Raw genomic sequence first — 21,319 nt, forward strand, 5'->3', positions numbered from 1 at the left:
CCCCGGGTTGCCAGTAACCTAGGGCAATGGCCCGTTCGGCGTAGCGCCCTGCCCGCGGCCGTCCACCCGCCCGGCCCCGCGCCGCCGGCCGCCCGGCGAGTGGTGCCACAGATCCGTACCGCCCAGCACATCCGCACCAGGAAGGTGTCCGCCACCGTGGAATCCGTGATCGTCGCCATCGACGGCCCCTCCGGCACGGGGAAGTCCAGCACGTCCAAGGCGGTGGCCGCCAAGCTCGGTCTGCGCTACCTGGACACCGGCGCCCAGTACCGCGCGATCACGTGGTGGATGGTGCACAACGGCGTGGACGTCACCGACCCGGTCGCCATCGCCTCCGCCGCGGGCAAGCCGGAGATCGTCTCCGGCACCGACCCGTCCGCCCCGACCATCACGGTCGACGGCGTCGACGTGGCCGCGCCGATCCGCACCCAGGAGGTCACCTCCAAGGTCAGCGCGGTCAGCGCGGTGCCCGAGGTGCGCTCGGCGATCACCGCGCTGCAGCGCTCCATCGCGCGGCAGGCGGACGGCGGCATCGTGGTCGAGGGCCGGGACATCGGCACGACCGTCCTGCCCGACGCGGACCTCAAGATCTTCCTCACCGCCTCGCCGGAGGCCCGCGCCGCCCGGCGCAGCGGAGAGCTGAAGGGCAAGGAGGCCACCGACCTGGCCGCCACCCGTGAGGCGCTCATCAAGCGGGACGCCGCCGACTCGGGCCGCAAGACCTCCCCGCTCGCCAAGGCTCCGGACGCCGTCGAGGTCGACACCACCGACCTGAGCCTCCAGCAGGTCATCGAATGCGTCGTGACCCTGGTCGAGGAGAAGCGGACCCGCCGGTGACCGAAGCCACCCCGCCCTCCGAGAGGGGCGCCGCCCTGGGCCGGGGCATCGGCATCGGCCTCATGAACACGCTGTGGAAGCCGCGCGTGCTCGGCGCCTGGCGGATGCCGGCGAGCGGTCCGGTGATCCTCGCCGTCAACCACTCGCACATGATCGACGGCCCGATGCTCATGGGCACGGCGCCCCGGCCCGTGCACTTCCTGATCAAGAAAGAGGCCTTCGTCGGCCCGCTCGACCCCTTCCTGCGCGGCATCGGGCAGCTGAAGGTGGACCGCTCGGGCACCGACCGCGCCGCGATCACCGGCGCCCTCGACGTGCTGCGGACCGGCGGCGTCCTCGGCATATTCCCCGAGGGCACCCGGGGCAGCGGGGACTTCGCCGCCCTGCGCGCGGGCCTCGCCTACTTCGCGCTGCGCGGCGACGCGCCGATCCTGCCGGTGGCCGTACTCGGCTCGAACGACCGGGCCGGGCGCCTGGTCAAGCAGCTCCCCGCGCTGCGCGGCAGGGTCGACCTCGTCTTCGGGGAGCCCTTCCGGGCCGGTGAGGGACGCCGTACCCGCAAGGCCCTCGACGAGGCCACCGTCCGTATCCAGGAGCGCCTGACCGCCCACCTGGACAACGCGAAGCGCCTCACCGGGCGCTGAGCGACACTTGAGTAGCGGCCCCGGACAGGGGTCCGCCGATGACTGATGACAGAGGTACGCACTTCATGAACGACCACTTCCCGTCCGAGGGCGACGCCGAGCCGTCCGCGCACGAGCACGGCGCGCTCGGGGACGCCGAATACGAGCGGTTCATGGAGCTGGCGGCCGAGGAGGGCTTCGAGGCCGAGGACGTCGACGACGCCCTCGGCGAGGCCGGCCACGGCCCGCTGCCGCGCCTCGCCGTCGTCGGCCGCCCCAACGTCGGCAAGTCGACCCTCGTGAACCGCATCATCGGCCGCCGCGAGGCCGTCGTCGAGGACAAGCCGGGCGTCACCCGGGACCGCGTGACCTACGAGGCCGAATGGGCCGGCCGCCGCTTCAAGGTCGTCGACACCGGCGGCTGGGAGCAGGACGTCCTCGGCATCGACGCCTCCGTGGCCGCCCAGGCCGAGTACGCGATCGAGGCGAGCGACGCCGTCGTCTTCGTCGTCGACTCGACGGTCGGCGCGACCGACACCGACGAGGCCGTCGTCCGGCTGCTGCGTAAGTCCGGCAAGCCCGTCGTGCTGTGCGCCAACAAGGTCGACGGCCTCTCCGGGGAGGCCGACGCGGCCGCCCTGTGGTCCCTCGGCCTCGGCGAGCCGCACCCCATCTCGGCGCTGCACGGACGCGGCACGGGCGACATGCTCGACGCCGTGCTCGAAGCGCTGCCCGACGCGCCCCGCGAGACCTTCGGCGGCAGTGGCCTCGGCGGACCGCGCCGCGTCGCGCTCATCGGGCGCCCCAACGTCGGCAAGTCCTCGCTGCTCAACAAGGTCGCCAACGAGGAGCGCGTGGTCGTCAACGAACTGGCCGGCACCACCCGCGACCCGGTCGACGAGCTGATCGAGCTCGGCGGAGTGACCTGGAAGTTCGTGGACACCGCGGGCATCCGCAAGCGCGTCCACCTCCAGCAGGGCGCCGACTACTACGCCTCGCTGCGTACCGCCGCCGCCGTCGAGAAGGCCGAGGTCGCCGTCGTCCTCATCGACGCGAGCGACACCATCTCGGTCCAGGACCAGCGCATCCTCACCATGGCGGTCGACGCGGGCCGCGCCCTCGTCCTCGCCTACAACAAGTGGGACACCCTGGACGAGGAGCGCCGCTACTACCTGGAGCAGGAGATCGAGCGCGAACTCGCGCAGGTCGCCTGGGCGCCCCGCGTCAACATCTCGGCCCGCACCGGCCGCCACATGGAGAAGCTGGTCCCGGCGCTGGAGACGGCGCTCGCGGGCTGGGAGACCCGGGTCCCCACCGGCAGGCTCAACGCCTTCCTCGGCGAACTGGTCTCCGCGCACCCGCACCCCGTGCGCGGCGGCAAGCAGCCCCGCATCCTCTTCGGCACCCAGGCCGGCACCAGGCCCCCGCGCTTCGTGCTGTTCGCCTCGGGGTTCATCGAGGCGGGCTACCGGCGGTTCATCGAGCGCCGGCTGCGCGAGGAGTTCGGCTTCGAGGGCACCCCGATCCAGATCTCGGTCCGGGTCCGCGAGAAGCGCGGCCGCAAGAAGTAGCCACCAGTTCAGCTCCACGGGGCGCGGGCCGGCAACGGTCCGCGCCCCGTGGCGTGTCCGGGGCGCCGCCCCCTCGGCCTGTCTTCAAACGGCCGCCTGACACCGCGCGGCCGCCCTTCGGGCAACGACGCCAGCCTGAAGACAGGCCCTAAGGCGGCGCTCACTCGCTGCCGCGCGGCGCCGGGGGCAGTGCGGCGCGCGGTGGGCCGGGCCGGCGCGGCCGGCCGGGCTGCGGCGCGGGCTGCTGGACCCAGCCGTAGCCGGTGTGCGGGGTGGGCGCGGCCGGGGCGCCGTGGCCGGACTCGGTGTCCGAGGGCCCCCGGTGCGTCCCGGAGGCGCCGCGCGGGGCGGCGCCCGGCCCGCCGGGAACGTACCGGCCGGCCACGCTCGACGAACGGCTCAGCCCCTGGCCCTGCGTCCCGAACAGCGGCAGCCCCAGTTCGTCCTCGCCGCCACGGTCCCCGGGGACCGTGCGGAACAGCTTGCGGTACTCCGCGTAGAGCGCGTCGAAGATCGGCGTCGCGGAGGGGCCGGGCGGCGTCTGCGCGGGGCGCATCGCGGGAATGGGGCGTCGGGGCGGCTCGTAGAGGTGCACGTACCTGCCAACGACCCCGCACCCGGACGGATGCGGTCGAACACAGCAAGTGCCCCGCGCGTGGCGCGCGCCCGCGGCGCACGGCCCACCCGCGCGCCCGCGCGACAGGAGCCGGCCCGCGGGCGGCGCGATCCGAGGGGAGGGGCACCCGACCGCCTGCGACGAGAGCCACAGGCCCTCGTCACCCCGCACAGCTCCCGCCGGCCGTACCCGCCGGCCGTATCCGCCGGGCCCTTGTGCGTGGCCGGAGGACACCCGTACGCGTGGGACCGCGCCCGGCCCGTGAGCCGCCGGGGCGGACGGGCCAGGAGCGCGCTCAGGTGCCGGCGAGGGGCATCGCGGCGGCCACCAGGAGCCCCGCCGCGGCCGCCCGGTCCAGCGCGTCCCGCAGCAGGTCCTCACGGGGCTGACGGCCGACCGTGCCGGCCGGGACGGCGTACACGAGTACCGTCTGGCGCTTGTTCGCCGCGGTGCGCCAGCCCTCCGTGACCTGGAGCGGCTGGTGCGCCTGCCACCACGCGACCGGGGAGCCGCCGGACTGGCCCGGCTGGAGCACCGCGTGCAGCTGGCCCACCGCGAGCAGGACCGACCAGCCGTGCAGGACGTGCGGGACGACGGCGACATCGGGGACCGGGGCGAAACCCTGCTCGTGCAGCAGGGGGAGGAAGGCGTCGTCCGGGCCCGTCGTGCCCGGACGGGCGATCGGCCCGGTGGGCTCGACGACCAGGGCCGGGTGCAGCTCCCCGTCGATCAGGACCAGACCGCTCGTCACCCCCAGGACCGCCTGTTCGGGCGCGGCGCCCAGGGCCTCCTCGCCGGTGATCGAGGCGACGGCCCCCTGGAGCTGGTCCTCCGAGACCCGGACGACCTGGGAGGGCAGGCAGCCGGAGTGGGCGAAGGCGAGCACGGCCGTCTCCTCGCCGACGAACAGGACGGTGCTGGTCCGCTCGCGCTCCGCGTCGCCGGGGGTGCGGCAGGACGTGCAGTCGTAGGCGCCGGGGGCGCTCTCTCCGGCGAGCAGCCGGTCGGCTTCTTCGTCACCGATCTCGGCGCGTACGTCGTCGGCGACGTCCAGAATGCGCGGCACGGGGGCTCCTCGGTTTCGTGTGTCCGCGTGGCCGGCGGGTCCGGCGCACGCACCGGGCGGTCCCCGGCTCATGCACCGTCAACGGGCGACCGGTGCGCGGGTCACGCCGCACCCGGTGCGGAATGGACCCCTCCGGCGTTCTGGTCCCGGACGGGCGCGAGGGGGCCGCCGACGCCCGTGCGCCGGGACGAACAGGCCGGTGAGCGGCGGATACCCGGCCGTGACCGACGTGTGTACCAGGCCTGGGCGCCTCCTTCTCCGGTGGTACAAAACATGCTGTTCCTACGCAAAGTGTTCGTCCTGGACTGGCTGGAAACCGTCGAACGAGCTCGTTCGGGAGTGCGTCGTACGGGTGCCGAGGGGCACTCGTTCTCAAGTTGTTGCCTTCCGCGCGTGACCTGCGGCGATCCCGGACGGTTCCCGTTTGCGGACTGTCGGTGGCGCGGTGGTCCGGGAACGAAACCGAGAAAGCGCCCAACCTTGCGCCCGGCGAAGCCGTCTCACTCAGCAGAAGACGGACCAGAGGGCGCAACTGTCACGAAGAGCGGGATACGGGGACGAATGCAGATCTCATTTCTGATCCACAACGGCTATGGAATCGGGGGCACGATCCGTACGACGTACAACCTCGCCGCGCAGCTCGCCGAGCATCACGACGTCGAGGTCGTCTCCGTCTTCCGGCACCGCGAGGCGCCCGCGCTGCCGCCCGATCCGCGGGTGCGCGTGCGCCATCTCGTGGACCTGCGCAAGGACAGCCCGACCTCCGACCGGGCGCACACCCTGCTGAAGGCGCCGGCCACCGTCTTCCCGGCCGCCGAGGGGCGCCACCACCAGTACAGCGCCCTGACCGACGAGCGGATCGCCGCGTTCCTCGGCTCCGTCGACTCGGACGTCGTGATCGGGACCCGCCCCGGGCTCAACGTCCACCTCGCCCGCCAGACCAGGCCGGGCCCGGTCAGGGTCGGCCAGGAACACCTGACGCTGGACACGCACAGCCCGGAACTGCGGCAGGCGCTCCAGTCCGCCTATCCGCGGCTCGACGCCTTCACCACGACCACCGAGGCGGACGCGCGGGTCTACCGCTCCACGATGCGGATGCCGGGCGTCCCCGTCCAGGCCGTGCCCAACCCGGTGCCCGCGCCGGGCATCGACCCGGTGGACGGCCACGGCAAGTGGGTCGTGGCCGCCGGACGGCTGGCCCCGGTCAAGCGCTACGACCTCCTCGTGCGGGCCTTCGCGCGGGTGCGCGAGGAGCGTCCGGACTGGCGGCTGCGGATCTACGGAGGCGGCGGTCAGCGGGACCGGCTGCGCGGCCTCATCGACGAACTGGGCCTCTACAACCACGTGTTCCTCATGGGGCCCGCACACCCCATCGAGTCGGAATGGGTCAAGGGCTCGGTCGCCGCGGTGACCTCCTCCATGGAGTCCTTCGGCATGACCATCGTCGAGGCGATGCGCTGCGGGCTCCCGGTGGTCTCCACCGACTGCCCGCTGGGCCCCGGCGAGATCATCGAGGACGGCGTGGACGGCCGGCTCGTCCCGGTCGGCGACACCGACGCGGTCGCCGCGGGGCTGCTCCAGCTCATCAACGACGACGAACTGCGCGGCCGGATGTCCCGGGCCGCGCTCAAGTCCTCGCAGCGCTTCGACCCCGCGCGCATCGCCGAACACTACGAAACGCTGTTCACCTCCCGCCTCTCCGCCCGCGGCAAGGGACCCGGCGGGCGGCTGCGCGCCGCCCTGCACCGGGGCCGGGGCAGCCTCGTCGGCGCCCGTGAGGCCGGACGCCAGGCACTGCTCAGAAAGGGACGCACCGCATGAAGACCGTGGCCACGCCGCCCGCACCGCGCCGCCCCGGCCCCGCGACACCTCTGCCCGCCCCCGGACGCAGGTCCGCCCCCGAGGCCGACTGCCTCGCGGACTCCGCCGGCGGCCTGACCTTCGACCTCGCCGACCGGGGCCGACTCCTCGGCGCCCACCTGCTGCTGCGCCGCAGGTCGAGCGAGGAGGAGGTACGACTGCCACTCACCCCCGCCGGAACGGGCCGGCTCCGCGCCGCGCTGCCCAGCAGCATGGACCTGGCCGAGGGGCGCTGGGACGTGTTCGCCGAACCCGCCGGGGGCCGCCCGGTGCGGCTGCTGCCCGGCCTCAACGACCTGCGCGCCCTCGTCGACCGGGACCCCGAGGGCGCCTCCCGGGTGGCCGTGCGGATTCCCTACCCCACGAAGTTCGGGAACCTCTCCGTCCGCAGCTGGCAGCGCTCCCCGCACGCCGAGGCCGGGGAGATCCGCGTGGATCCGGGCCTGAGCACCGTGCACGGCAGGCTCTACGGCGCCGAACTCGGCCCCGGCGCCCGCGTCGAGGCCCGCTCCGAGGGCGGCGAGGGCAGGGGGCGGGTGCACCGCTTCGAGGCGGGCGGCAAGGGGCACGCGTTCGAACTCGCCCTGCCGCACCCGGAACTCGCCTCACAGGGCCCCGGTGACTGGTCGCTGTGGCTGAGGCCGGCCGGCGCCTCGGGCCCCGAGGTGCGGATCGCGCAACTGCTGGACGACCTGCACGACCGGCACGCCATCTGCACGTACCCGGCCGCCGAGAGCGGCGGACTGCGCGTCGGACCGGCCTACACGGAGGACAACGATCTCGCGATGTGCGTCCGGGAGGCCGCCGAGGCGTGATCGCGCGGGAGCGGCGGGCCGGCCGCGGCCACGGCGCGCGTCCGTGTCGTCCGCGCGCCCGGCCGGGGCCGTGCCGTACGCGCACCGACGCGCGGCGTGTCCCACGGCGGGCCCGTCGCCCCCGTCTCCCCGTCGCCCCCGCTGCCGTACTCGCTCCGGGCGCGGTCCCTTCCGTACGCGGACGTCCCGGCGCCTCGCGGACCGGGGCTGTCCGCGAGGGGTGGCAGACTCCCCGCCATGCTGGACACCTCCGCACGTCTCCTGCGTCTGCTCTCCCTGCTCCAGGCCCACCAGGAGTGGGCCGGTTCCGAACTCGCCGAACGCCTCGGCATCACCTCCCGGACCGTGCGCCGTGACGTCGACCGCCTGCGCGCCCTCGGGTACCCGGTCCACGCGAGTCCGGGAACCGGCGGGGGCTACCGGCTGGGCGCCGGCGCCCGGCTGCCCCCACTGCTCCTGGACGACGAGGAGGCGGTGGCCGTCGCGGTCGGTCTGCGCACCGCGGCGGGCCAGGCCGTCGAGGGCATCGCCGACGCCTCGGTCCGCGCGCTGGCCAAGCTGGAGCAGGTGCTGCCGGAGCGTTTGCGCGACCGGGTCGGCACCCTCAACGCCTACACCGTGCCGCTGCCGCGCATGGCGGGGGCCGACGCCGTGGACCCGGGGGTGCTGAGCGAGCTGGCCCGCCTGTGCCGGGACGGCGAACTGCTGCGCTTCACCTACCGGGACCACCACGGGGCCGCCTCGCGCCGTACGGCGGAGCCGCACCGGCTCGTGTGCTCGGACCGGCGCTGGTACCTCGTCGCCTGGGACACCGACCGCGAGGACTGGCGCACCTTCCGGGTGGACCGGCTCGTGCCGAAGCCGCCGCACGGCCCCCGGCGCCCCTCGCGCACCCCGCCGGCGGAGGACCTCGCGGCCTATGTGGGGCGGGGTATCGGCAGCCGTGCCTACGCCGAGCAGGCGGTGCTGCGGCTCCTGGTGCCGAGGCGGGAGGCGGCCGCGGTGCTCTGGCCCGGCGCGGGCGAACTCGTGGCGGAGACGCCCTCGACCTGCCTGCTGCGCACAGGGGCGCCCGGTCTGGACGCCCTGGTCGTCCACGCGGTGCTCCTCGGCTTCGCCTTCGAGGTGCTGGAGCCGGCCGGGCTCAACGACCGGATACGCGTGGCCCGCGACCGGCTCGACGCGGTTCTGGACCGGGCGGACCAGGCAGAAGAAGGCCCGGGACGCGCTCCCGGCGCTCCCGGATAAACCCCGTGTCGCGTCCGTCGGGCCCGGCCGGAAACCGGTGAATTGGGCGCGCATTCTCTTTTCGGCCCGGCCCGTGCCCGCCCTGCGGAGGCGCGCTATTCACCGTGACCGGATCGCGTCGATTTCCGGCCGGTTGCTCACCGGAAATCATGATCATCCGCACGCCCGATGTAATAAATGGATAAATGAATGGGGCGGCCAATCGTGTGACGAACTCCCCCGGAAACGGGCGGCGCACTCCTGTGACCCAAGTGTGACCCGGCCGGTACCGGTCACGCCGGGTACCGGGCCGGGCCGGACGGCGGCGCTCTCCCTCCGGGGCCCGCTCTCCGCCCCCGCGCCGGGCCCGCGGCCGTCCGCTTCCTTACCGGGCGCGGCGGCCCTACGGTGGTCGCATGGCATCCCTCCCCACCCCGCCCGCAGAGCCCGAGGACAGCCCCGACAGCTATGTCGGCACCGAGGCGACCGAAGCCGAACGACTGGCCCGTCAGCGCGGCTGGAGCCGGATCCGCAGCCTCGCCCCCGGCACCGTCATCACTATGGAGTACCTCGCGGGCCGGCTGAACTTCGAGGTCGAGAACGGCACCGTACGGCGCTGCTGGAAGGGCTGACGCCCACCGCCACGCGCAGCCCGGCACCACCGCGACCGAGAACGGCGAAGGCCCTGCCACCCCGCGCCGGGGTGACAGGGCCTTCGCCGTTCGGGTCCGCGAGACCGTTCGGGTCCGCGAGGGGCGCGCGTACCTCCTCGCAGGCTCCGGGCCGGCCGCTGTGGCCGCATCAGCCTCCGGTGACCGGCCTGGCCGGGTTCTGGCCGCGCGGCACGGTGCGGTCCTGCGAGGGCGGTCGCCGTACCCCGCCGGCCGTGCCCGGGGCCCGCTCCGGGCGGACCCGGCCCGCGCGGCCCGGGGCGTGCCCGGGGCCGCCCGGTGACGCCTCCTTGCGCAGCGCCGCGCCCGGTGCGGAGGCCGGCCGGGCGGTGGGGGCGGACGGCTCGACGAGTTGCGGCACCGGGGTGAGGGGGGCTCCGGCGGTGTCCACGACGGTCGAGCGCCGGGCGCGCCACGCGTCCCGCAGGCGGAACAGGAGTACCTCCGCGCGCGCGATCAGCGGCTCGCACCACGGCAGGGCCAGCAGGACCAGGAGCCCGGCCGCCCAGCCCAGGACGACGTCGCTCAGCCAGTGCGTACCGAGGTAGACGGTGGTCAGGCCCACGCTGAGCGAGACGATCGCGGAGCCCGCCGACAGATAGCGGCGAGCGCGCGGCGTGGCCGCCAGATACGCGAGGATCCCCCAGGTCACGACCGCGTTGGCGGTGTGACCCGAGGGAAATATGTCCCCGCCCTTGCCCATCTCGTTCGAACCGATCAGGGTCGCGTAGTGCGGGCCCAGGCGCCCCATGCCGATCTTCGCGGCGCCCACCGTGATGTTCAGCAGCAGCAGCGAGGCGCCCAGGACCAGCAGCGGGCGCAGGGTGTGCTGACGCCACGAGCGCCAGCCCAGCCAGGCCAGCACCATCACCGCGGTGGGCCCGCGCTGCCCCAGGACCACCAGGTAGTCGAGGAAGGCGTGCACCTCGGGCCACTGCTGGTAGGGGCGGAAGAACATGAGCTGCCAGTCGAACCGCACCAGCACCGTGGTGGCCGCCACCGCGACGACGATCGCCACGTAGAAGCCGAGCGTCGCGAGGAGCAGAACAAGCCTGTGCCGGCTCATCACCGGTACGTGCAGACTGGCCGGCCGCTCCGGCTCGCGGTCGAGCCGCGCGAAGAGCCGCGCGAGGCGGCCGGGGGTTGGTTCGGTACGCACCCGATCGACGTTACAGCGAGTGAGTGGGGAAGCCGAACGAAACGACGGCTTCGTGATGACCATGTGATGTGGCTTTCACGGCTACCGGACGTTTATCGCGGATGAATCCTTAAAGGCCCCCACGCGCCTGCCGGGGATTGCCCGTGCGGCGGGGCGGAGGATTCCGGCACGCTTTTCTCGCGCTTCTCCTTTCGTTCACCCCGGGGCCCCGCGAATGGGTGCGCGGGAACCGGGCAACAGCGCCCTCAGGGGTGTGGGCGTCGTCCCACGTGTCACCGGTGGCTCTCGCGTAACCTGGCGCACCACCGGCCCCAGGACCGGACCGGGCGGCGGCGTCCTGCTCCGTCCGCACACACAGGCAGCACACGGGCAGCACGCAGGCAGCAGCACTCGGGAGGTACGCGGATGCCGGGGACGACCACGGCGGCCTCGCGGCGTGCCGGGGGCCTCTCCCGCCTCTCCGGGCTCGCCGGCCGGCCCTTCGCGCCGGGCGGGGCGAACCGGTGGACCGTCCTGGTCGTGCTGTGCGTGAGCCTGCTCCTGGTCGCCGTCGACGCCACCGTCCTGCACGTCGCGGTGCCCGCGGTCACCGAGGACCTGCGGCCGAGCGCCCCGCAGCTGCTGTGGATCGTGGACAGCTACCCGCTGGTGTGCGCCTCGCTGCTCATCCTGTTCGGCACGCTCGGCGACCGGGTGGGGCGCCGCAGGGTCCTGCTGTGCGGCTACGCCCTGTTCGGCGCCGCCTCCGCGCTGGCCGCCCTCGCGCACGGTCCGGTCCTGCTCGTCGCCGCCCGCGCCCTGCTCGGGGCGGGCGGCGCCATGATCATGCCCGCGACGCTTTCCCTGCTGCGTGCCGTCTTCCCCGACCGGCGCGAGCGGGCCTTCGCGATCGGGGTGTGGAGCGCGGTCGCGGCGGTCGGGGCCGCCGTCGGCCCGCTGCTCGGGGGCCTTCTGCTGGAGCACTTCTGGTGGGGCTCGGTCTTCCTCGTCAACGTGCCGCTCATGCTGGCCGCGCTACCGCTCGCCCGGCTGCTGCTGCCCGAGTCCACCGGTGACGGGCGCGGCCCCTGGGACGTGCTCGGCGCCCTCCTGGCCGCCGCCGGACTGTTCGGCGCGGTCTACGGCGTCCAGCGGATCGGTGGCGGCGAAGAGGTGCTGAGCGCCGCCTCCCTTCTCCCGCCCCTGCTCGGCGCCGTCCTGCTGTGGCTCTTCGTGCGGCGCCAGCGCACCCGCGCGCACCCGCTCGTCGATCTGCGGCTGTTCGCCCGGCCGGCCTTCTCGGCCTCGGTGGGCTGCATCGTGCTCGCGATGCTCGCCCTCGTCGGCCTGGAACTGATCGCCGCCCAGTACCTCCAGCTCGTCCTCGGCCTGAGCCCCCTGCGGACGGGGCTGCGCCTGCTGCCACTGACCTTCGCCGCGATGGCGGCGGGGCTCGCCGGGGCCCGGCTGCTGCGCCGCTTCGGTCCCCGCGCCATGGTCGTGACCGGCTTCTGCCTGACCGCCGCCGCCGTGCTGCTGCTCACCGGCATGGGCGAGAGCGACGACGCGTTCCTGCTCGCGGGCGGTTTCGTCCTGCTGGGCCTGGGCCTGGAGACGACGCTGTTCGCCGCCTACGAGTCGATGCTCAGCGAGGCCCCGCGCGATCAGGCCGGCGGGGCGGCCGCGATCGGCGAGACCTCCTACCAACTGGGCGCGGGCCTCGGCATCGCGCTGCTCGGCACCGTCATGAACGCCGCCTACGCCCCTGGCCCGCGCGCGGTGCACGGTGTCCCGGAACCGTTCAGGGACGCCGCCGGCCACTCGCTCGGGGAGGCGTACGACATCGCGGCCCGGCTCGGCGGCGCGCCGGGGGAGGCGCTGCGGACGGCCGCGCGCACCGCCTTCGTGCACGGGCTGCACGTGACCTTGCTGGTCAGCGCCGGTCTGCTGCTGCTCGGCGCGCTCGCCGGGCTGCGGCTGCCGCGCCGGATGGAGTGCGCCGAGGAGTGTGAGCGCCCGTGAGCACGCGACAGGGGAAGTCTCAGTGCCGCCCCCGGGCGGGGGGCCCTGGACGGCGGCCCGCTCGCGTCGTAGCGTCGGAAGCTCTCCATAACTAACAGCGCTAGTTTAATGAGCCGGAGGCGTCATGCCCGCAGCACCCGGGAAAAAGCCCCCCTTCGACCCCGCCGACCCGCTCGGCCTCGACGATCTGCTGGAGCCCGAGGACCTCGCCGTGCGCGACACCGTCCGCTCCTGGGCCCGCGACCGCGTCCTGCCGTACGTCGCCGACTGGTACGAGCGCGGCGAACTGCCCGGCATCAGGGAACTGGCCAAGGAGCTGGGCTCGCTGGGCGCCCTCGGGATGTCCCTCACCGGCTACGGCTGCGCCGGGGCCAGCGCGGTCCAGTACGGGCTGGCCTGTCTGGAGCTGGAGGCGGCCGACTCGGGCATCCGCTCCCTCGTGTCGGTGCAGGGCTCGCTCGCGATGTACGCGATCCACCGGTACGGCTCGCAGGAGCAGAAGCAGCGGTGGCTGCCCGCGATGGCGGCCGGAGAGGCGATCGGCTGCTTCGGGCTGACCGAGCCCGACCACGGCTCCGACCCCGCCGGGATGCGCACCCGCGCCGTCCGGGACGGCGGCGACTGGGTGCTCACCGGCCGCAAGATGTGGATCACCAACGGCTCCGTCGCCTCGGTCGCCGTCGTCTGGGCGGCCACCGAGGAAGGGGTGCGCGGTTTCGTCGTGCCCACCGGCACGCCGGGCTTCAGCGCCCCGGAGATCAAGCACAAGTGGAGCCTGCGCGCCTCGGTCACCAGCGAACTGGTCCTGGACGGGGTGCGGCTGCCCGCCGACGCCGTCCTCCCGGAGGTCACCGGGTTGCGCGGGCCGCTGAGCTGTCTGAGCCACGCGCGGTACGGCATCGTGTGGGGCGCGATGGGCGCGGCGCGGGCCAGTTTCGAGGCGGCGCTCGACTACGCGCGCGAGCGGGAGCAGTTCGGGCGGCCCATCGCCGCCTTCCAGCTGACCCAGGCCAAACTCGCCGACATGGCGGTGGAACTGCACAAGGGCATCCTGCTCGCCCACCATCTCGGCGGCCGGATGGACGCGGGGCGGGTGCGGCCCGAGCAGATCAGCTTCGGGAAGCTCAACAACGTGCGCGAGGCCATCGAGATCTGCCGTACGGCGCGCACGATCCTCGGCGCCAACGGGATCTCCCTGGAGTACCCCGTGATGCGGCACGCGACGAACCTGGAGTCGGTGCTCACCTACGAGGGCACCGTCGAGATGCATCAGCTCATCCTCGGCAAGGCGCTCACCGGGTTCGACGCCTTCCGGTGACGGACGCCCTCCGGGCGGGAGGTGTCCCGGTCGGGGTGGGGGCCCCGGCCGGGATCAGCTCTGGTTGAAGAAGCCGTCGCGCGGCCGCGAGCCCGCGGCCTCCCCGGCCACGATCTCGGTGTCGGCCGGGGTGAGCAGGAAGACCCGGGTGGCCACCCGCTCGATCGAGCCGCGCAGGCCGAAGATCAGCCCGGCGGCGAAGTCGACGACGCGCTTCGCGTCCGAGGGGTCCATCGCCGTCAGGTTGACGATGACCGGGACCCCTTCCCGGAACAGCTCGCCGATGGCGCGGGCGTCCCGGAAGCTGTCCGGGGTCACCGTGCCGATCCGCCGCTCTCTCTCCTCGGCGACCCGCGCCGCGACCCGCACCCGCGGGTCCGTCACCCAGCTCTCGCCGGGCTCGGGCCCCTCGGCCGGTTCGTCGGCGTATCCGTCGTAGTAACGCTCAGCCCCGGTGTCGTTGTCGTCGACGAGGCCAAGCCAGGCACTTGCCTTGCGCACCGATCCCATGGACGCCTCCTCTCACAGCGGTTTCCCTGTTGGCCGCTCCTCCATCGTCGTTCATGAGGGGAAGAGTGCGCCAAGGGGATGGGCGCCGTTCGGTGTTTTCGTGACGGTACTGGTGCAGAGTGCCCCGTGTCCTGCCAAGACGACTGCGGGGCAATTGTGCTGACGGCGAGTGAAAAACGTTTCTTCGCGCCCTTTGGGTGCCTATGGGTGACGCGTGGGGCGTACGGGTGACGGGCGGGAGCCTCCGGAGCGCTCCGGGGCGGCCGGTACGATGCGGCCGATCGTAACGTCAAGGCCGTCTCGCCGGGGGGAATTCTCAGCATGTTCGGAATGGTCAGGCCCTGTGTGCACAGCCTCGGGGAGGGGCTGAAAGGCCAGTGGACGGCGCATTTGTGCGGCTTGTGCCTCGCCCTGCGAGCCGATCACGGCCAGTTCGCCCGTATCGTCACGAACTACGACGGCATCGTCATATCCGTCCTGACGGAGGCTCAGAGCCCGCGCGAGGCGGTGCGGCGCCGCACCGCCGGGCCCTGCGCGTTGCGCGGGATGCGGACGGCCCCGGTCAGCCGCGGGCAGGGGGCGCATCTCGCCGGCGCCGTGTCCCTCGTGCTGGCCGCGAGCAAGATCCGCGACCATGTCGCCGACGCCGACGGGCTGCTGGCGCACCGTCCGGTCGCGGGGGCCGCCCGCCGGATCGCGGCCGGCTGGGCGGGCGCCGCCCGGCGCTCTGGCGAGGGGCTGGGCTTCGACACCGCCGTGCTGGTCGAGGCCGCCGAACGGCAGGGCGGAATCGAGGCACTGGCCGGGCCCGGCACCCCGCTCACCGTCGTGACCGAACCCACCGAGACGGCCACCGCCACCGCCTTCGCCCACACCGCCGTACTCGCCGGCCGCCCCGGCAACGCCGCCGCGCTCGCCGAGGCCGGGCGGCTCTTCGGACGGCTCGCCCATCTCCTCGACGCTGTCGAGGACCAGGCGGCGGACGCGCGGAAGGGGGCCTGGAACCCGCTCACCGCGACCGGGACCCCACGCGCCGAGGCCCGCAGGCTCGCCGACGACGCGCTGCACGGCATCCGGCTGGCGCTGCGCGAGGTCGACTTCACCGACGGGGCCCTCGCCCACCGGCTGCTCGTCCACGAACTCCCGCGCTCCGTGGACCGCGCCTTCGGCACGACGCGCTGCGCGCACCGCGGGCAGGAGCAGCCCCACGCCTCCTTCGGTCCGCCGCCCCAGGGGCCGTACGGAAGCGGGAACCCGTACGCGGACGGGGGCGCCGGGCCGCGCGACTTCGACGGCAACAGGCTGCCCGAGCCCCCGCCCCCGCCCTCGCGCCCGCCGAGCGGGCGCGGGTTCTGGGCCGGATGCGGGGCGTTCCTGGGCGTCTGCTGCACGTGCCGGATGTGCTGCGCCGAGGAGTACGAGGGGCCCTGGTCGAAGAAGTCGCGCACCGGATGCTGCTGCTACTGCGAATGCTGCGAGGCGTGCGAGTGCTGCGAGGTCTGCGAGTGCTGCGGCGCCTGCGGCTGAGCACCGGGCGGGGGAGCGGGGCGCTGTCCGCGCCGCGACGCCGAATACCGCGCTGCTCAGGGGAGGTTGACGGCCGTTGGCGGGAGCGGCGTCACCCGGGGACCGGCGGTGGTGTCCTCGGGTCGGCGTCCGGCCTCGGGCCCGGGCCGACGCAGCTGTCGGCGGCCCGGGCCCACGAGCTGGCCCGCGAGGCCGCCCGGGTCACTTGATCTCGGGCGGCGATATCCGGGAGGTCTTGATCGCGGACTGGGTCACGCCCCACTTCTTGAGGACGCGCGCGTAGGTGCCGTCCGCGATGAGCGCGTCGACCGCCGCCTGGAAGGCGGGTGCGAGCTTCGTGCCCTTCTTGAACGCGAAGCCGACGTCGAGACGGTGGTACTCGTTCAGGAACTTCAGCCCGGGCTGCTGGTCGACCGCGTAGCGCAGTCCGTTGATCGTCGACATGACGACATCGGTACGGCCCTGCTGGAGCGCGCCCCAGATGGCGCCCTGTTCCGCGTACGTCTTGACGCTGTACGGCTTCTTGCCCGCGTCCGTGCACACGTGCTTGTTGTCCTCCAGGGTCACCTCGAAGGTGGTGCCGGCGCCGGTGCCGATCGTCAGCCCGCACAGCTGCTCCAGGTCGGTCACCTTCTTCAGCTTCGAGTCCTCGCGGGCCGCGAAGCCCTGTCCGTCGTTGACGTAGGTCACGAAGTCGATCGTCCTGCGGCGTTCGTCGGTCACGCCGAAGTTGCCGGTCCCGACGTCGTACTTGCCGCTGTCGAGGGCCGGGAGGATCGCCTCGAAGCTCGCCGCCTCCCGCTTCAGGCGCAGGCCGAGCACCTTGGCGACGGCGTTCGAGAGGTCGGTGTCGAGGCCCGCGACGGTCTTTCCGTCCTCCAGGTACGTGGACGAGGGCGGGGCCCCCACCGAGTTGGCGAGGTTCAGCGTTTTGGCCTTCGCGACCTCGGGCGGCAGCAGCTTCGCCGCCTTCGCGACCTTGTGGACGCCCGAGACCACGTCCTCGGTGGGGATCTTCCCTTCGGCCTTGGCGGCGGGCCGGCCCGCCGCCGTACCGCCCCCGTTCCCGCCGGCCGGGTCCGGGTCACCGCAGGCGGAGAGCGCCAGGGCGGCGGCGGTGATCAGGGCGAACGCGGCGGCCCGCCGCCGGGCACCCGGGGTCGTCGTCAGATGAGCGCGCATGGGCGTCGGTGCTCCAGAGGGATCGGGAATCGGGGAAGAGCGAAGGGCAGCGGCGAAGGAGGGGAGGGGATCGCGCGTGAAGGCAGGAAGGACTGAGGACTGAGGACGGAAGAACTGGGGACGGAAGAGCTGGGGCGTGCTGAAGGCGAGGCGTGCGGAAGGAGTCGACGCCGGTCGAAGGCGCGAGGAGGTACCCCACCGGCGGGTGGGGCGGACGGGTGGAAGCAGCCGCGGCAGTGCTCGCGGAAGCGGTCGCGAATCAGCGCGTCAGGCGCGGAGGGCGCGGGCAGCGCGGAGATCGCGGAGAGGAAGGAAAAGGGAGCGCCGGGACCGGCCGCGCCAGAGGCGGCGCGGGTGGATCAACAACAGGCCGCGCGGGCGCCGGGCAGGCGACAGGAGGCCGACCACACGCGACCGAAGTCGATGTGGGACCGCGTGACGAGCCGCTGCCGCAGATGCATGCGGACCAGTGGAGCAGGCGAGCGGGGCTCCGTCAACGTTCTGAGACGGCAGGCTCAGTATGCGGACAGATGGTGGTGAGCTGCTCCGCAGCGCGATGCCCGGCCCGGTACCGGAGTGCGCCGCACCTTGTCATACAGCGTTCACACAACGGCACTTGACCGCGGTGGTGCGCCCGGCCGTACGCTCTTGGGGCGGTACGTGCTGAGGGGCGCGGGCCGCGTGAAGGCGGGACCGTGTCGCTCATCGCATCCACGGAGCCCCCGCATGTCGTCCTCCGACACACTCGTCAAAGCCTCGGCCGCGGCCGAGGAACCGCCCGGGACGCAGCCCCGCGTCGTGCCCGTCCGCAGGACCGGGCAGTGGGCCGCCGCGCTCGTCGTCCTCCTGCTGCTGGCCATGGCGGTCAACTCCGTCGTACGCAACGACGCCTTCCAGTGGGACGTCGTCGCCGACTACTTCACCACCACCGCCGTCCTGCGCGGGCTGGGCCTGACCCTGTGGCTCACCGCCGTGGTGATGGTCCTCGGCTTCGCGCTCGGCACCCTGCTGGCCCTCGGCAGACTCTCGTCCAACCCCGTGCTGTCCTGGGTGAGTTACGGCTACATCTGGTTCTTCCGCTCCACGCCGATCCTCGTGCAGCTGCTGTTCTGGTTCAACATCGGCGCCCTCTACCCCCGGCTCGGCCTCGGCATCCCCTTCGGGCCCGAGTTCCTGACCGTCAGGACCGTCGACCTGCTCGGTCCCGTCACCGTCGCGATCATCGGCCTCACCCTGCACGAGGCCGCCTACGCCGCCGAGGTCGTGCGCGGCGGACTGCTGTCCGTGGACCGGGGCCAGATCGAGGCCGCGCAGTCCCTCGGGCTGAGCCCCGGGCGCAGGCTGCGCCGGATCGTGCTCCCGCAGGCCATGCGCGCCATCGTGCCCCCGGCCGGGAACATGCTGATCGGCGCGCTCAAGGGCACCTCCATCGTCAGCGTCATCGCGGTCCAGGACCTGCTGTACTCCGTGCAGCTCGTCTACCACCGCACCTACCAGGTCATCCCGCTGCTGCTCGTCGCGACCATCTGGTACGCCCTTGTCACGACCGTGCTCAGCATCGGCCAGCACTACGTCGAGAAGCGCTACGCGCGGGGAACGGGGCGCTCGTGAGTCGCCGCAGACGCAGCCTCGTCCTCGTCGGCGCCGGCCCCCGCGCCACCGGCCTGCTGGAGCGGATAGCCGCCAACTCGCCTTCCCCATACGGGTATCCGGGGCTCGACGTGCACCTCGTGGACCCCTATCCGGCCGGTCCCGGGCGGATCTGGCGGCGCGCGCAGTCCCCGCTGCTGTGGATGAACTCCATGGCCGAGGACGTCACCCTGTTCACCGACGACAGCGTGGTGATCGAGGGGCCCGTCGTGCCCGGGCCCACGCTGCACGAATGGGCCGGGATCGAGGGCGCGGACTTCGCCGACCGGCGCACCCAGGGCGGATACCTGCGCTGGGCCTACGAGTCGGCCGTCGAGGCCCTGCCCCCCGGGATCGCCGTCCACGAGCACCGGCGGCGCGCCCTGCGGGTGACGGGACCGCGCCGCGGCGGACCGCAGGAGGTGTGGCTGGAGGGCGTCGCGCAACCGCTGACCGCCGACCTCGTCGTCCTCACCCTCGGCCACCAGGACGCCGAACCGGACGCCGAACAGCGGGCGTTGAGCGCCCACGCCCGGCGCCACGGGCTCACCTACCTGCCGCCCGACTACACCGCCGACAGCGACCTGTCCCCGCTCGCCCCCGGGGAGCCCGTCCTCGTGCGCGGCTTCGGACTCGCCTTCGTCGACCTCATGGTGCTGCTGACCGAGGGGCGCGGCGGCCGCTACGACGAGCACGGCCGCTACCTGCCCTCGGGACGCGAACCCGTCCTGTACGTCGGCTCGCGGCGCGGAGTGCCCTACCACTCGAAGATCGGCTACCAGTGGAGCGGCCAACGCCCGCCGCTGCCCCGGTTCTTCGGACCCGAGCAGACCGAGGAGCTGCGCTCCCGCCCGGTGCCGCCCGACTTCCGGCGTGACGTGTGGCCGCTCGTCGTCAAGGAACTCGGCTTCGCGCACTACCACCGGCTGTTCCGCGCGCGGCCCGGGAGCACCACCATGGACTGGGCGGACTTCGAGGAGCGGTACGCGCGCGCCGAGCCGCTCGGCCGTGAACTCGACGCCCTGGTGGCCGTCGCCGTGCCCGACCCGGCCGACCGGCTCGACCTCGACGCCCTGGACCGGCCGCTCGACGGGGTGCGCCTCGACAGCTTCGACGCGCTCCAGGAACACCTGCGCGGCCACATCGACGCGGACCTCGCGCGCCGCCACGACCCCGGGCACGGCGAGGACCTCGCGGTGTTCCTCGCGCTGCTCTCCGTCTACGGGCAGATCATGCGGCTCGGCGACATCGGCCCCTGGTGGCACGGGTTCTTCAGCTACCTCGCCTCGGGCCCGCCCGGACCGCGACTGCGGCAACTGCGGGCCCTCTCGGAGGCCGGGATCGTGCGCTTCCTCGGCGCGGACACCACCGTGACCGCCGTACCCGAGGGGTTCAGCGCGCGCTCGGCGACCGTACCGGGGCACCCGGTCACCGCCCGCGCCCTCGTCGAGGCCCGGCTGCCGCAGCCCACCGCCGACCGGGTCCGCGACCCGCTGCTGCGCGCCCTGTTCGCGGACGGCGCCGCCGCCACCTCCGACGGGCTGCTCACCGTACGGCCCGAGGACGGACGGGTGCGGTACGCCGACGGGTCAGCGCACCCCCGGCTGTTCGCGCTGGGCCCGCACACCGACGCGCGCGGCGCCGGGGCCTTCGCCCGGCCCCGTACCAACAGCCCGGCCTTCCGGCAGAACGACGCGACGGCCCGCGCCCTGCTCGACGCCTTGCGCGAGAGCGCGCACGAAAGCGGCCCCGGCGGCCCCGGCCGGGCCGCGGACCTGCCGAAAGCGCCCACCACGACCGAGAGGGAGACCACGCGATGAGCGTCACCGCAGCCACCACCGGGAGCGGCCCCGCACCCGCCGACGCGCAGGACGGCGCGGGCCCCGCGCCCCTGGTCGAGATCCGGGGCGTGCACAAGAGCTTCGGCTCCCTGGAGGTGCTGCGCGGCATCGACCTCGCCGTGCGGACCGGGGAGGTCACCGTGATCCTCGGCCCCTCCGGCTCCGGGAAGTCCACGCTGCTGCGCACCATCAACCACCTGGAGAAGGTGGACCGGGGCACCATCACGGTCGGCGGGGCGCTCGTCGGCTACCGGCGCTTTGGCGACAAGCTGTACGAACTGCGCGAGCGGGAGATCCTGCGGCAGCGCACCGCGATCGGCTTCGTGTTCCAGAACTTCCACCTCTTCCCGCACCTCACGGTCGAGGAGAACATCGTCGAGGCGCCGCTCTCCGCGCTGCGCAGGCCGCGCGCCGAGGCACACGCGAGCGCGCGGCGGCTGCTGGAGCGGGTCGGCCTCGCCGACAAGGCCGGCGCCTATCCGCGGCAGCTCTCCGGCGGCCAGCAGCAGCGCGTCGCCATCGCCCGCGCCCTCGCGCTCGAACCCCGGCTGCTGCTGTTCGACGAGCCGACCTCGGCGCTCGACCCCGAACTCGTCGGCGAGGTGCTCGACGTCATCAAGGACGTGGCCCGCCAGGGCACCACCATGATCGTCGTCACCCACGAGATCGGCTTCGCCCGGGAGGTCGCCGACACCGTGGTCTTCATGGACGAGGGCCGCGTCCTCGAACAGGGCCCGCCCGGGCAACTGCTCGACCGGCCGGCCCACGACCGCACCCGCGCGTTCCTCTCCAAGGTCCTGTGAGCCGAGTCCTGTGAGCCCGAGGTTCGCGAGAGCCGGGGCCGGCCCGCGTCGAGCCGGTGTCCC

The 21,319-nt window shown here is 73.7% G+C and carries 18 protein-coding genes; 13 read left to right on the top strand and 5 right to left on the bottom strand.

The annotated features are described in order from the left end of the window. Positions 1-156: 156 nt before the first annotated feature. The 3 genes from cmk (at position 157) to der (ending at position 3,031) form a co-directional block, all read left to right on the top strand. Positions 157-837 (top strand): (d)CMP kinase, encoded by a 681-nt coding sequence (gene cmk / locus AB0J21_RS24480; RefSeq protein WP_363148231.1) that lies wholly within the window; start codon positions 157-159, stop codon positions 835-837. After that, positions 795-1,481: a lysophospholipid acyltransferase family protein gene (locus tag AB0J21_RS24485; RefSeq protein ID WP_363148232.1), complete on the top strand. Its 687-nt coding sequence runs from the start codon at positions 795-797 to the stop codon at positions 1,479-1,481. Before cmk ends, AB0J21_RS24485 begins: the two co-directional genes overlap by 43 nt. Before the next feature lie 65 nt (positions 1,482-1,546). Then, positions 1,547-3,031 carry a ribosome biogenesis GTPase Der gene (der, locus tag AB0J21_RS24490; RefSeq protein WP_363148382.1) on the top strand — a complete coding sequence of 495 codons (1,485 nt, stop codon included), beginning with the start codon at positions 1,547-1,549 and terminating at the stop codon, positions 3,029-3,031. Between the two features lie 160 nt (positions 3,032-3,191). On the opposite strand, the gene AB0J21_RS24495 is transcribed toward der, so the two are convergent. Both AB0J21_RS24495 and AB0J21_RS24500 read right to left on the bottom strand, forming a co-directional pair. Further along, the gene (locus AB0J21_RS24495) at positions 3,192-3,587 is read right to left on the bottom strand and encodes a hypothetical protein (protein WP_363148233.1); all 396 of its coding nucleotides are present in this window, start codon (positions 3,585-3,587) and stop codon (positions 3,192-3,194) included. 355 nt (positions 3,588-3,942) lie between these two features. Beyond that, positions 3,943-4,713 (bottom strand): hypothetical protein, encoded by a 771-nt coding sequence (locus AB0J21_RS24500; RefSeq protein ID WP_363148234.1) that lies wholly within the window; start codon positions 4,711-4,713, stop codon positions 3,943-3,945. Positions 4,714-5,274: 561 nt separating this feature from the next. Between AB0J21_RS24500 and AB0J21_RS24505 the strand changes: the two genes are divergently transcribed. From AB0J21_RS24505 to AB0J21_RS24520, 4 genes are all read left to right on the top strand, one after another. Further along, positions 5,275-6,534, top strand: coding sequence for a glycosyltransferase family 4 protein (locus AB0J21_RS24505; RefSeq protein WP_363148235.1), 1,260 nt, complete (start codon positions 5,275-5,277; stop codon positions 6,532-6,534). Beyond that, a complete protein-coding gene (locus AB0J21_RS24510) occupies positions 6,531-7,388 on the top strand; it encodes a hypothetical protein (RefSeq protein WP_363148236.1) in 858 nt (285 codons plus the stop codon). The genes AB0J21_RS24505 and AB0J21_RS24510 overlap by 4 nt, the downstream gene beginning before the upstream one ends. A 237-nt stretch (positions 7,389-7,625) precedes the next feature. Continuing rightward, on the top strand, positions 7,626-8,636 hold the full coding sequence (locus AB0J21_RS24515) for a YafY family protein (RefSeq protein ID WP_363148237.1): 1,011 nt from the start codon (positions 7,626-7,628) through the stop codon (positions 8,634-8,636). A gap of 395 nt (positions 8,637-9,031) precedes the next feature. Beyond that, the gene (locus tag AB0J21_RS24520; protein ID WP_363148238.1) at positions 9,032-9,247 is read left to right on the top strand and encodes an I78 family peptidase inhibitor; all 216 of its coding nucleotides are present in this window, start codon (positions 9,032-9,034) and stop codon (positions 9,245-9,247) included. 169 nt (positions 9,248-9,416) lie between these two features. Here AB0J21_RS24520 and AB0J21_RS24525 read toward each other — a convergent pair whose 3' ends face one another. After that, the gene (locus tag AB0J21_RS24525; protein WP_363148239.1) at positions 9,417-10,445 is read right to left on the bottom strand and encodes a phosphatase PAP2 family protein; all 1,029 of its coding nucleotides are present in this window, start codon (positions 10,443-10,445) and stop codon (positions 9,417-9,419) included. A 405-nt stretch (positions 10,446-10,850) separates the two neighbouring features. Between AB0J21_RS24525 and AB0J21_RS24530 the strand changes: the two genes are divergently transcribed. Then, on the top strand, positions 10,851-12,446 hold the full coding sequence (locus tag AB0J21_RS24530) for an MFS transporter (RefSeq protein WP_363148240.1): 1,596 nt from the start codon (positions 10,851-10,853) through the stop codon (positions 12,444-12,446). 124 nt (positions 12,447-12,570) lie between these two features. Next, on the top strand, positions 12,571-13,764 hold the full coding sequence (locus tag AB0J21_RS24535) for an acyl-CoA dehydrogenase family protein (protein WP_363148241.1): 1,194 nt from the start codon (positions 12,571-12,573) through the stop codon (positions 13,762-13,764). A 54-nt stretch (positions 13,765-13,818) separates the two neighbouring features. Here AB0J21_RS24535 and AB0J21_RS24540 read toward each other — a convergent pair whose 3' ends face one another. After that, complete coding sequence (locus tag AB0J21_RS24540) at positions 13,819-14,274, bottom strand: cell division protein SepF (protein WP_363148242.1); 456 nt, start codon at positions 14,272-14,274, stop codon at positions 13,819-13,821. A 321-nt stretch (positions 14,275-14,595) separates the two neighbouring features. Between AB0J21_RS24540 and AB0J21_RS24545 the strand changes: the two genes are divergently transcribed. After that, positions 14,596-15,801 carry a DUF5685 family protein gene (locus AB0J21_RS24545; protein ID WP_363148243.1) on the top strand — a complete coding sequence of 402 codons (1,206 nt, stop codon included), beginning with the start codon at positions 14,596-14,598 and terminating at the stop codon, positions 15,799-15,801. Positions 15,802-16,002: 201 nt separating this feature from the next. Here the strand turns inward: AB0J21_RS24545 and AB0J21_RS24550 are convergent, their stop codons facing one another. Beyond that, on the bottom strand, positions 16,003-16,983 hold the full coding sequence (locus AB0J21_RS24550) for an ABC transporter substrate-binding protein (RefSeq protein WP_363148244.1): 981 nt from the start codon (positions 16,981-16,983) through the stop codon (positions 16,003-16,005). Between the two features lie 726 nt (positions 16,984-17,709). On the opposite strand from AB0J21_RS24550, the gene AB0J21_RS24555 reads away from it, so the two are divergent. From AB0J21_RS24555 to AB0J21_RS24565, 3 genes are read left to right on the top strand one after another with little or no spacing between them, the layout of a single operon-like run. Beyond that, positions 17,710-18,594 (top strand): amino acid ABC transporter permease, encoded by an 885-nt coding sequence (locus AB0J21_RS24555; RefSeq protein WP_363148245.1) that lies wholly within the window; start codon positions 17,710-17,712, stop codon positions 18,592-18,594. Beyond that, positions 18,591-20,432 (top strand): FAD/NAD(P)-binding protein, encoded by a 1,842-nt coding sequence (locus AB0J21_RS24560; RefSeq protein WP_363148246.1) that lies wholly within the window; start codon positions 18,591-18,593, stop codon positions 20,430-20,432. Before AB0J21_RS24555 ends, AB0J21_RS24560 begins: the two co-directional genes overlap by 4 nt. Further along, positions 20,429-21,256, top strand: a complete 828-nt coding sequence (locus tag AB0J21_RS24565; RefSeq protein WP_363148247.1) for an amino acid ABC transporter ATP-binding protein — start codon at positions 20,429-20,431, stop codon at positions 21,254-21,256. Before AB0J21_RS24560 ends, AB0J21_RS24565 begins: the two co-directional genes overlap by 4 nt. Positions 21,257-21,319: the final 63 nt, after the last annotated feature.

The sequence above is a fragment of the Streptomyces sp. NPDC049954 genome (genome assembly GCF_040656295.1).
GTDB lineage: Bacteria > Actinomycetota > Actinomycetes > Streptomycetales > Streptomycetaceae > Streptomyces.

Excerpts from the sequence above, each read along its gene's own strand:
- AB0J21_RS24520 (WP_363148238.1), top strand. The coding sequence starts at position 9,032 with ATGGCATCCCTCCCCACCCCGCCCGCAGAGCCCGAGGACAGCCCCGAC.
- AB0J21_RS24535 (WP_363148241.1), top strand. The coding sequence starts at position 12,571 with ATGCCCGCAGCACCCGGGAAAAAGCCCCCCTTCGACCCCGCCGACCCG.
- AB0J21_RS24510 (WP_363148236.1), top strand. The coding sequence starts at position 6,531 with ATGAAGACCGTGGCCACGCCGCCCGCACCGCGCCGCCCCGGCCCCGCG.
- AB0J21_RS24540 (WP_363148242.1), bottom strand. The coding sequence starts at position 14,274 with ATGGGATCGGTGCGCAAGGCAAGTGCCTGGCTTGGCCTCGTCGACGAC.
- AB0J21_RS24530 (WP_363148240.1), top strand. The coding sequence starts at position 10,851 with ATGCCGGGGACGACCACGGCGGCCTCGCGGCGTGCCGGGGGCCTCTCC.
- AB0J21_RS24565 (WP_363148247.1), top strand. The coding sequence starts at position 20,429 with ATGAGCGTCACCGCAGCCACCACCGGGAGCGGCCCCGCACCCGCCGAC.
- AB0J21_RS24550 (WP_363148244.1), bottom strand. The coding sequence starts at position 16,983 with ATGCGCGCTCATCTGACGACGACCCCGGGTGCCCGGCGGCGGGCCGCC.
- AB0J21_RS24545 (WP_363148243.1), top strand. The coding sequence starts at position 14,596 with ATGTTCGGAATGGTCAGGCCCTGTGTGCACAGCCTCGGGGAGGGGCTG.
- AB0J21_RS24495 (WP_363148233.1), bottom strand. The coding sequence starts at position 3,587 with ATGCGCCCCGCGCAGACGCCGCCCGGCCCCTCCGCGACGCCGATCTTC.
- AB0J21_RS24555 (WP_363148245.1), top strand. The coding sequence starts at position 17,710 with ATGTCGTCCTCCGACACACTCGTCAAAGCCTCGGCCGCGGCCGAGGAA.
- AB0J21_RS24485 (WP_363148232.1), top strand. The coding sequence starts at position 795 with ATGCGTCGTGACCCTGGTCGAGGAGAAGCGGACCCGCCGGTGACCGAA.
- AB0J21_RS24505 (WP_363148235.1), top strand. The coding sequence starts at position 5,275 with ATGCAGATCTCATTTCTGATCCACAACGGCTATGGAATCGGGGGCACG.
- der (WP_363148382.1), top strand. The coding sequence starts at position 1,547 with ATGAACGACCACTTCCCGTCCGAGGGCGACGCCGAGCCGTCCGCGCAC.
- AB0J21_RS24515 (WP_363148237.1), top strand. The coding sequence starts at position 7,626 with ATGCTGGACACCTCCGCACGTCTCCTGCGTCTGCTCTCCCTGCTCCAG.